Origin of the sequence: Adlercreutzia equolifaciens (genome assembly GCF_029076695.1) — a bacterium.
Lineage (GTDB): Bacteria > Actinomycetota > Coriobacteriia > Coriobacteriales > Eggerthellaceae > Adlercreutzia > Adlercreutzia equolifaciens_A.
In genome coordinates this window covers 1-372 of sequence record NZ_JARFIK010000121.1, presented here as the reverse complement: position 1 = coordinate 372, position 372 = coordinate 1, and the positions used below count along the sequence as shown (strand labels likewise).

General features: G+C 43.3%; 1 pseudogene. It reads left to right on the top strand.

Annotation, left to right across the window (positions count from 1 at the left end):
• Positions 1-372, top strand: a pseudogene (locus tag PZH32_RS11725) (DHH family phosphoesterase); the annotation flags it as partial.

Genomic DNA, 372 nt, shown 5'->3' with positions numbered 1-372 from the left:
GGCTGTGATTAAAGACTGTAATGGAATTACTTACTTTGGAGGTAAGAAAGAGCAGACAGCAAAGAATACCCGTGTGAAAGCCCGTGTAAAGGCTGAGGCACTCAGAGAGTTTATCGTGACGAAAGATCAGGTCATTGTCATGGGACATAAGATTGCAGACCCGGATTCATTTGGTGCATGTATGGGAATCTACAGAGCAGCGGTAAGTCTGGAGAAGAAGGCACATATTGTCATCAATGAAGTGACAGGATCGGTAAGACCGCTCTATGATGAGATTGCAGAGAGTCCGGCATATGAAGATGATATTTTCCTGACATCAGACCAGGCTCTGGATTATGTAAATGACAATACAATGATCATTGTTGTGGATAC